General features: G+C 59.2%; 6 protein-coding genes. All 6 read left to right on the forward strand.

The features are described 5' to 3' along the window. Positions 1 to 78: 78 nt before the first annotated feature. The 6 genes from EOA85_RS24030 (at position 79) to EOA85_RS24055 (ending at position 5,682) form a co-directional block, all read left to right on the forward strand. Complete coding sequence (locus EOA85_RS24030; RefSeq protein ID WP_127211422.1) at positions 79 to 288, forward strand: hypothetical protein; 210 nt, start codon at positions 79 to 81, stop codon at positions 286 to 288. Between the two features lie 96 nt (positions 289 to 384). Further along, positions 385 to 1,044, forward strand: coding sequence for a hypothetical protein (locus tag EOA85_RS24035; RefSeq protein WP_127211423.1), 660 nt, complete (start codon positions 385 to 387; stop codon positions 1,042 to 1,044). Positions 1,045 to 1,416: 372 nt separating this feature from the next. Beyond that, on the forward strand, positions 1,417 to 2,853 hold the full coding sequence (locus EOA85_RS24040) for a hypothetical protein (RefSeq protein WP_127211424.1): 1,437 nt from the start codon (positions 1,417 to 1,419) through the stop codon (positions 2,851 to 2,853). A gap of 68 nt (positions 2,854 to 2,921) precedes the next feature. Next, positions 2,922 to 3,632, forward strand: coding sequence for a hypothetical protein (locus tag EOA85_RS24045; protein WP_127211425.1), 711 nt, complete (start codon positions 2,922 to 2,924; stop codon positions 3,630 to 3,632). A 101-nt stretch (positions 3,633 to 3,733) separates the two neighbouring features. Further along, on the forward strand, positions 3,734 to 4,282 hold the full coding sequence (locus tag EOA85_RS24050; protein ID WP_127211426.1) for a hypothetical protein: 549 nt from the start codon (positions 3,734 to 3,736) through the stop codon (positions 4,280 to 4,282). 431 nt (positions 4,283 to 4,713) lie between these two features. After that, positions 4,714 to 5,682 carry a hypothetical protein gene (locus EOA85_RS24055; protein WP_127211427.1) on the forward strand — a complete coding sequence of 323 codons (969 nt, stop codon included), beginning with the start codon at positions 4,714 to 4,716 and terminating at the stop codon, positions 5,680 to 5,682. The last annotated feature ends 809 nt before the right edge of the window (positions 5,683 to 6,491 follow it).

Consider the following 6,491-nt stretch of genomic DNA (forward strand, 5'->3'; position numbering starts at 1 on the left):
CATAATCTATCTTATGCGACTATCTTGAGTACTCGAAGGTAAGCGAACCCCAACCGAAACCGAAAGGAAAATGGGGTCGTGAAGAATGTCCTACTTCGAACCATCGTCGTTCCGCTCGCCTCGCGCGCCGGAACCGCCCTTGCCGCCTATCTCATGGCACAGGGCCTCGACGGTACTCTTGCAGACCAGTTCGCGAATGGCCTCCTGGCTGTTGTTCTGGTTGTGTGTGACGTGATCACCGGCAAGGCGCTCGCGCTCGTCGGTGCCGACCATCGGGAGGGCGCCTAATTCATCGGGGCGCTTATCGGCGGGGCTATGAGTGCTCTCGGCGGCCTCTTCGGCGGTGACGACGAAACCACAACCTCGACGGTCAACTATTCGGAGATGGTCAAGAAGGCCGAGAAAGCGGGCTTCAACCCGCTGACGGCCATTCGCAATGGCGGCTCGGCCGGCTTCACCTCGACGACGACGCAAGGCCCGGGTGGGCTGTCGGCGGCGCTCTCCGCTGCCGGCAATTTCCTGCAAAACTTCGATCCGTTCGCGGATGCGAAGCGGGAGCAGGAAAGCCGGCTCGTTGAGGCGCAAATCGCCAACCTCAACGCGTCCACCGGCTCGTACAACCGGACGGCGGCAACGCCTTCCGGGCCGGTGTTGCGGCGGGCCGGTGCCGCCGGCCTCTCTCTCGGTGCCAAGCAATTGGCAGCGAATGGCAGGGTCACTGTGACCAATCCCCTGCCCGCCGGCGTAGTAGATAATCGGCTTGTCGATGCTGACGCGTGGGAGGCTCGCTATTCCGATATCGGCGGCTGGATCGGCGGCGGTCTTAATGCGCTTGGCGACCTTAGCGAAAACATCGCCCGCCCGCTCGGCAAGACGCCTCTGACCGACGCGCTGGGCGCGGTCAAGCGGTGGGCCAAACCGCCCTCGTCGTCGGGCAACCTGCCCGCCGGAAACGCATTCCAGCTTCCGCCATTGGCGGGTGCTGGCGCGTGGTCCCTGCCTCTCGGGACCTACCAAAACGCCCCGGCTCCGGGGGGTTGGTGATGCCGTGCGCCGCCTGTGCACGGCGGCGCAAAGCCGTCGCCCGGACGCTCCGGGCAATCTCCAAAAAATCAACGCGCATTGTGCGCACTTTGAAAGGTCGAACAAATGCCTACTCCAAAAAACTCCGCTGAGGTCGCGCCGCAGTCGGGTGACATGCTTCGCATGAACCGCATGCTGACAACGCCTATCATGGTGAACCGTTCCAACCGGGTTCACACGGCACGCGGCATCACCTCCCTGCCCGCTGGCAAGATGGTGCCAATCGCTGCCGTACCGTTGCTGCGCGAAGATGCCGTGCGCTCGGGCCGTCTGCGCTTCACCTTCGAAATGATGGAAACGGCGGAAATCCTGATGAACGCCGTCTATGTCTCGGTGAAGGCCTATCTCGTCCCATGGTCCGCGTTCAACCGCTTCGACAGTGTCGATGCGGTTAACCGGGCTTACGAGGGTGTGGCGCAGTACAATGCCGGACCGGTGCAACCGTTCGTCCAGCGCGAAGTGTTCAACGCCGCGACCTCGGACGATATCAAGGTCTACCTTGGCCTGCATGCCAAGACCGGCGACACGGTCACGACCGCCTATCATGAGGCGTACAACGAAATCTGGAACTTCCGGGCGAAAAACCGCTCGCCGGATTTGGCGCTCCGCGCCCTGACCGACAAGTCGTTGGCTCCTGCCTTTTGGCGGCACGAGCAGTTCAAGCATATCGTTCCGGACTTCGATCAAGCCTTGATCGATGGCAACGTGGCGCTGAACGTCGTCAACGGGCAACTGCCGATCAAGGGTATCGGCGTTAACGGTCTGGCCAACGCTCCGACTGCGCTTGCAGGCGTCAAGGAAAGCGATGGCACAACCCGGAACTATGCGTTCCACCGGCCTATCGGCACGGATGCCTCTTTCAAAGTCGAAATGACCACCGGCGTTGTGGGCACGGCGATCCCCAAAATCTTCGCCGAACTGGCGTCGAACGGGATCACCGTCTCGCTCGCCAATATCGAAATGGCGAAGAAAACGCAGGCGTTTGCCGAACTGCGGACGCACTACAATGAGATCGAGGACGCCTATCTGATCAATATGCTGATGGATGGCTTGACCATTCCCGAGCAGGCGCTTCGCCAGCCTATGTTGCTCGGTGAGCAAACAACCATCTTCGGCATGAGCAAGCGCTATGCTTCGGATGCGGCAAACCTGACCGAAAGCGTCGTCAACGGTGCTACCGCCATTGACATGGCAATCCAGACGCCTCGCGTCCCTGTCGGCGGCGTCATCATGGTTGTTGCGGAAATCACGCCGGAGCAGCTTTTCGAGCGTCAGGCCGACCCGCTCTACCATTATCCGGTAGTGGCCGGTGCGAACCCCGATACGGGCGGCGCGTTCCCGCACTACCTGCGCGACACTCTCGACCCCGAAAAGGTTGAGGCGGTGCCGAACCGCTATGTCGATACGGCCCACGCCACGCCGAATGGCACGTTCGGCTATGCGCCGCTGAACTTCCGCTGGAACGTCATGCAGCCGCGTATCGGTGGCAAGTTCTACAAGCCTGACCCGGCTGCGCCGTTCGATGAAGATCGTCAGCGCCTTTGGGCGGTCGAGACGGTCAACCCGACGCTCGGCACGGACTTCTACCTGTGCACGAATATGAATACGTCGGTGTTTGTCGTGACCAACCAAGACCCGTTCGAGGTCGTCTCCCAGGGCGATTTCCTCATTGAAGGAAACACCGTCTTTGGCCCGCCGCTTATCGAAGCAACCAACGACTACGCGGCCGTGCTGGCGAAAATCGACCAGACGCGTATCGTTCAGTCGTAAACATCAAAAGGGGGGGCGCAAGCCCCCTTCCCTCCTCTCAATCTCACTAAGTGAAAAAGGAAAGCAAAATGACCACTATCGTTCGCATTGGTGATTTGGGCCGCTGGTCGCAGGTCGCGCCGGGAAGCACCATCAAATTCGACAAGCATAAGCCGCGCAAAATCCGGCTGGATGTGCGCGCCTCGGATGAGGTTGCGTGGTTCGTCGAGCGGTTCGATCCGGAAGATGGCGAGCTCATCGCGGAGTTCCTCTGCCTGACCCCGCCCGGCATGTCGGTTATCGAAATGTCTGTCGATAAGGGCGGTGTGTCTCTGACCCCGCAATTTGCGGCCGGGCAGTATCTGCTTTTCCAGACGCCGGAATATGAGGTGTTCAACCTCGAAAGCCCGAACCCCGGGGATACCTTCCTCAAGATCGCGCATCGCCGGCAGCGCAATCCGGAGGTCGAATATATGGAATTCCTCATGAACCAAAACATGGAAGCGCGTTTGCGCCAGATGGATGAGGAAATAGCGCGCCGTATGGCGCTACTGCCAACAGAAAGGAATGACGGCAATGGCGAAACTTCCGGCACCGGCAACGGTGTTCATCAGCGACAGGCTCCGCAACGTGAAGAATTACAAAAAGCGGCTGGCGCAGCAAAGCCCAGCGGTGGCGCGAGCGGCGGCTCGATCCCTCCCGCCGGGGTGGGGAACCCGCAATTATCACAGGCGGGAAATGGGCCGGCCGGTGACGCGGGCAACGGTCAACCAGATGGCGGCACCGGCGAACAAGCCTGATGCCGGGAACTGGTGAACAACATGCGGCAAGCTCGGGCATTCGTGCCCGGGCTTCTGCCGTCGCGGTCTCTCTCTATCACCAACGCGGATTGGAACCTCCCATGCCTCTCAAGCTCATAGCTGGTTGCGAAACCACCCTGCCCGCTCGTGCTGCCTCGCCCGAGCATGAAACCGTGCTGCAGGGCCTGCGCGATCGCGCATTCATGATGGGTGAGCGCTACGCGGCGCAGCAGCTGCGCGCCGATCGTGAAGGCTCTCGGCCGGAACTCCTGGCATTCCTCGATGCCTTCCAGCGCCAGCTGCGGGCGCTCGGTGTGCCCATGTTCGCGCACTGTCTCGTGCGCGACAGTGCGGCGCAGGATGCCGCGTACGCGGCTGGAACAAGCAAGGCGCAAGCCGGTGAAAGCGCTCACAACTATGGTTGTGCTGTGGACCTCGTCCACTCTCGCCGCGCGTGGGACCTCACCAAGCGCGAATGGGCCGTGATCGGCCATATCGGAAAGGACGTCGCCGCCCGTAATCAGTTGAAAATCAATTGGGGCGGCGATGACGGGCCGGGCGATAATTTCGATTGGGATCCGGCCCATTGGGAGTTGCGTAACTGGAAAGCGCTGGTCTCAGCGAACTTTCACAAGCCGGCCCGTTCGTGAGTTCTTAGCCGGTCCAGCTTCTAGCTCTGGATCGGCTATCAACGCTCTGATGAGGTCCATCAGCCCGGCCACCTGATGGCTGTGGCACGTGATGGTCATCGTGTGTCTGTTCATCTCTGCCAGCCTTAGCCGGTGGCGCTTTTGGCGCTCCCGGTTCTGCAATCTCTTTGTCTCTAAGCTCGGAGCAACCATGGTTAACAACCTCTTTAGACCCGCGTTATTTATAACGCACCCTCTGTGGACTCAATCCGGGTCTTCGTCAAGCCTCTTGACGGCGGCGTCGCGCGGTCCCACGCGCGCGCCGCATGCACGCACACTCTCGTCGTATAGTGCAATTACTGACACCTCCAGCAATGAGCGTTCCTATGTGCAGTAGTCCTCGCAATCTGCAAAACGGCTCAGTTGTTGGGTGTCGTAAATGTATGCAATGCATGAGTGTCCGTGCCCAAGATTGGGTCGGCCGATGCATTGCTGAAAGTCGTACTGCCGTCACAACTCGCTTTGTGACTTTGACCTATGGGGGAGGAAACACTAACCCCGCGTCGGAAGTACTGACTTATTCAGATGTGCAGAAATATCTAAAGCGTCTCCGCAAGTCCGGACACAATTTCCGATATTTCGCAGTAGGTGAATACGGCTCTAAAAAGGGCCGTGCGCACTGGCATCTGATCTTATTTTATCAATCGGAAGCTCCGGAAATATATCTGAATGCTCGGATTGATGAAAAGCATTGGAAACACGGATTTTCCCAGTGGGAAATCGCAACCAATGCATCCATCCGCTATGTGGTGAAGTATCTCTATAAGGACGCGGGAGCGGACGAAAGCAAACAGGCAAAATTCGTCTTGTCGAAAAACCCGGCTATCGGGGTGCCTTACTTCCAAAAACTTGCGATGGATTACGCAACTCAGGGTGTATCGCCTCGCGATAGCTTCTATTGGTTCCCTGATGTGCTGAACTCCAAAACCGGCAAGCCGGAACTGTTTTACCTGTCTAAAACCAGTGCTGCCGGTGGGGTGTTCCTGTCCAGCTTCGTTGAAGCTTGGAAAACGGTCCACGGTAACGACCGCTGGCCGCATTCCGATCTGGTGGATTGGTGGTGCGACCGCAACACCGTGCTTGAGGAACCGCTTCGGTTCGAAAAGCCAGTTTACGGGCCTCGCAAGCCACCGGCTGCGCCTCCAGGCGGATCAACCCCGCTTTTCAGTGCCTCGCACAACTGCTATTACAGTGAAACCATAATCGGTCGGTTATGGTATTATCTCAACCCGCAGGGAGACTTGGTATGGCATACGAAAATCGGAAAAAACGGGAGCGCCGAAACCGCGCTTCTGAAAGCGCTCGGCCGCGACGGGATACCTCCCGGCGACCGGTACCGCGCGCAGTCTCAAGGCAAGTAGCCTATGGCGCGCGTGTCAGGCTCTCTTCTCTCCCGGCCCCTTCCTTGCTGCCGCTGGCTCCAAGCGTGGCGGCTGTCCAGCGAAGCGAACGCGTGGCCCGGTTGCGTGCGAAGCACGACAGCCGCGTAGCGGCTGGGCTGTTAGCGCCAACGGAACGCGGCAAGCACTACGGGCGACCGCTGCTTATCTCAGCGTCTGTCCAGCCCTTCATGCCGGGAAACCGTCAAAGCCGGGGTGTGGGGGCGGCTAGCCCCCCGGCTGCGAAAGCAGCCTATGCCCTGCCCGCTGCGCGGGCTGTGGCTCTCCCATCCGCGACCCGAAAAGAAAAGGGCGCTGGCTCTGTGCATGCAAAGCATTCGACCCCGTCGCGCACTTGTAAAGCCCGCCCTGATCGGCCGCTTGCGGCCTCTCGTGGGGCCGGTGGGGAAACCCGGAAATTCATCCCGTGGTGCTCGTGATGAATGTTCTCGGTCCTCTCCTCGTTCTGCTGGCCTATCTCGGCGCGTTTTGCGTCGTTGTCGCCGTGTTCAAACGGCTGTGCAGCAGAAAAAATCGTCACTAAGTGAATTCTCCGCTCTTGACGGCGAACCGCAAATCACGGCCTACGTGATTTGCGGTAACGCAATGTACTAAGCGTTAACTAATATAGTCATAAAGTTCGATTATCTTCGTAGCGAAAGTGCATAATCTATCTTATGCGACTATCTTGAGTACTCGAAGGTAAGCGAACCCCAACCGAAACCGAAAGGAAAATGGGGTCGTGAAGAATGTCCTACTTCGAACCATCGTCGTTCCGCTCGCCTCGCGCG

Origin of the sequence: Mesorhizobium sp. M5C.F.Ca.IN.020.29.1.1 (assembly GCF_003997375.1) — a bacterium.
Classification (GTDB): Bacteria; Pseudomonadota; Alphaproteobacteria; order Rhizobiales; family Rhizobiaceae; genus Mesorhizobium; species Mesorhizobium wenxiniae.